Below are 3,159 nucleotides of genomic sequence, written 5' to 3'. Positions count from 1 at the left end.
AATTTCAACAACCGGTGTATTGCCGATTAATTCATGTACGCTGCCGTATACGTTCATTATGCTTCCTCCGCAAATACGTTACGCCACTCATCTTTCTTCGATAGCATGTCGCGTGCAATTTCTTTCGCGCCTTCGAGACTGTGATTTGCAGCCCATCCACATTGGACTTCGTTACAAGCCGGAACTTCCGTAGCTTGAAGGACATCTTCCAACGTTTTTTCAAGAATCGTTAGGATTTCCTCATAATTGTCATGGTTGATTACAGCCAAATAGAATCCAGTCTGACATCCCATTGGACTCATATCGACCACTTGATCTGTATGGTTGCGAATATTTTCAGCCATTAAATGCTCGATGGAATGCAAACCTGCCATTTCCATATGTTCTTTATTCGGTTGTTTGAAACGGATATCATATTTCAGGATTTCGTCGCCATTCGTGCCCATTTTACGACCAGCAAGACGTACATAAGGTGCCACTACTTTTGTATGATCTAAGTTAAAGCTTTCAACATTCATTTGTTTCATCAAAAACACTCCTTATTTTTTACTCTTTACTGTTGATTTTTATTGAGAAGGTGGGAATCTTTGCGACGAGTAACCGCAGGAGCAGATGTTTTTTTCACACCCCCTGAAGTTCAACAACATTGTTTAACAGAGTCTATTTTTTAGTTGCGTCCATTAACCACACATAATCATTCATTTGTTCAAACTGAACGTCGAAGCCAGCATTTTCAAATGCTAGAGTCAAAACAGGTATCGTCGTGTAGTACTCGCGTTCCAAATCATCTGCCACATTGTTAAAACCACGTGCGCGTTCTTTTGTAATCTGTGCTTGTTTTGCTTCTTCTGATACAAATACAGTATCTGCAAATACAATTTTCCCACCAACCGGCAATATAGTAGCATATGTGACCAAAGCATTTTCTTTCTCTAAATCTTTTAAATGATGAAATACATACGAGCTGACAAATGTATCAACCTTCTCGGKTGCTTCAAATTTCAATAAGTCCCCATCCAGTATTGCCAATTCTGGAAAACGTTTCGCTGTTACCGTACGCATTGCTTTATTTGGTTCGATACCAATAACAGAATGACCTGCATCTATTAATTTCGCCGTCAAGTTTCCAGTCCCTGTTCCAAATTCAACAATTGTTCCAAATGATTTAGAAGCAACCGCAGAAAGAATCTCTTCATATTTATCAAATACATCACGGTATTCTGGATCTTTTCCGGAAACGGATGCATCATAAGAATGTACCCACTCGTCAAAAATATCTACGAATTCACGTCCCATAGTAAATCCTCCTTTTTATTTATATATATTATTCCAATAAGTTTACTTGGTATTAGGTTAACTGACTTATTTATAACATAGTTTACCCGTTATTTCTACTCCTAAATTCCAAAAGACCCCTTTCAAATTATGCGAAAGGGGTCTTGATATTATTTAGATTGTGCTTCCCATTCTTCACGCAAAATGCCCATGCGAATCGAGTCATAGTATGTGCCATTGTAGTAACGAACCTTACGGATACGGGCTTCCATCGTCATGCCAAGCTTTTCCCCTACCCGAATCATCCGATAATTACCGGACCATGTGGTAAAGCCTACACGTACGAGCGGCATGGTTTTAAAGAGACGATTCGTCCATTTTCTTAAGGCTTCTGCACCGTAGCCTCCGCTCCAATATTCCGGCTTAAAGATGACGATTCCCATCTCAAGCCATAAAGAAGGTTCATGCTCCCAGTAATAGGACACCATCCCGATTAGTTCGTCATTCACTTCAATCCCATACATATGCTCCTTATTGAGATAACGATCTTTATCGGATAAAAATTGTTCAAACGTTTTTGGTGAATATGGATAATAGGGTGCATCCCATTTCTTCCATTCGGGATTTTCTTCTTTCGCACTCATTTCCCATAGTCTACATAAATCCTCTTCATAAAAAGGTCGCAAGTGGACCTGTGAACTTGCCTCAATCAAATCGTTTCACCTCATAGATACTTATCAAACCAACCAGTAATTTGCTCTAGTCGGGCATAGCGTAAATTTGGATAACCCGTTCGCGACAAGTTATGATCTGCATCCGGGAAACGCACAAAGCCCGCTTCTTTTTTCATTTGTTTCAATGTAATATAAAGTTGCTCTGCCTGCTCAATCGGACAACGGAAATCTTTTTCACTGTGTAAAATCAATAATGGTGTCTCGATGTTCTTGGCGTACTTCAGAGGGGAATGATTCCACAGTTTTTCAACATCCGTCATATCCGCGCCAACTTGCCATTCGTTGAAATAATATCCGATATCAGATACCCCAAAGAAGCTGATCCAGTTTGAAATCGATCGTTGAGTGACCGCCGCTTTAAAGCGATTCGTATGGCCGACAATCCAGTTCGTCATGAACCCGCCATAGCTTCCGCCAGTTACTCCAAGACGATTTTCATCAATCCAGTCGTTTTCAGCAAGTACCGAATCGAGGCCTTTCATTATGTCTTCATAATCACCGCCGCCATAATCGCCGCGAACCGCATCGACGAATTGCTGACTGTAGCCATGACTGCCACGTGGATTTACATATAGAACGCCATAACCCTGTGCTGCTAAAAGCTGAAGCTCATGGAAAAAAGTGTTCGCGTACATAGCATGCGGACCACCATGAATCTCTACAATTAATGGATACTTTTCACCTTGTACGTAGCCCGCCGGTTTCATTAACCAACCATGAACGTTCCATCCTTCTGCACCTTCATAAACAATTGCCTCAGGTGATACCAATTCCACCTCGTTTTCAAATGTTTCATTGAATGTCGTTAATGCTTGTCTTTCACCAGTCGCAATCGTTTGTACATATAGTTCGCCAATGCTGGTTGGATTGGACACCGTTACCAGAGCAAACTCCCCAGATTTTGCAACATCATAACCATATATATATTCATCGTCGCCAGTCGCCGGATACATTTCCCCTTCCAATGAAGCGGCATATAATCGAACGTCCCCCATAGTAGATACTTGGAAATACAAGTGGTCATCTTTCGTCCATACAACGCTAGGCGCATTTGCCCCTTGTTGTGTATCTGCTACGACATAATCCCCAACTGGAGCATCAATTCCTTCAGTCAGATTTTGGCGTGAACCTGACTCGATATCATATACAT

General features: G+C 41.2%; 4 protein-coding genes. All 4 read right to left on the bottom strand.

Annotated features, from left to right (window positions below; genetic code table 11):
• Positions 1–56 precede the first annotated feature (56 nt).
• Positions 57–527 (bottom strand): S-ribosylhomocysteine lyase, encoded by a 471-nt coding sequence (locus AC1DSB_RS17030; protein ID WP_016429118.1) that lies wholly within the window; start codon positions 525–527, stop codon positions 57–59.
• Between the two features lie 133 nt (positions 528–660).
• Positions 661–1,296 carry a class I SAM-dependent DNA methyltransferase gene (locus AC1DSB_RS17025; RefSeq protein WP_477587181.1) on the bottom strand — a complete coding sequence of 212 codons (636 nt, stop codon included), beginning with the start codon at positions 1,294–1,296 and terminating at the stop codon, positions 661–663.
• Between the two features lie 149 nt (positions 1,297–1,445).
• Complete coding sequence (locus AC1DSB_RS17020) at positions 1,446–1,988, bottom strand: GNAT family N-acetyltransferase (RefSeq protein WP_342543100.1); 543 nt, start codon at positions 1,986–1,988, stop codon at positions 1,446–1,448.
• 11 nt (positions 1,989–1,999) lie between these two features.
• On the bottom strand, positions 2,000–3,159 hold a 1,160-nt coding region (locus tag AC1DSB_RS17015; protein WP_477587180.1), incomplete at its 5' end, for an alpha/beta hydrolase family protein.

The organism is Paenisporosarcina sp. P4_E4_2, from assembly GCF_056401595.1.
This window is presented reverse-complemented; position numbering and strand designations above follow the sequence as displayed.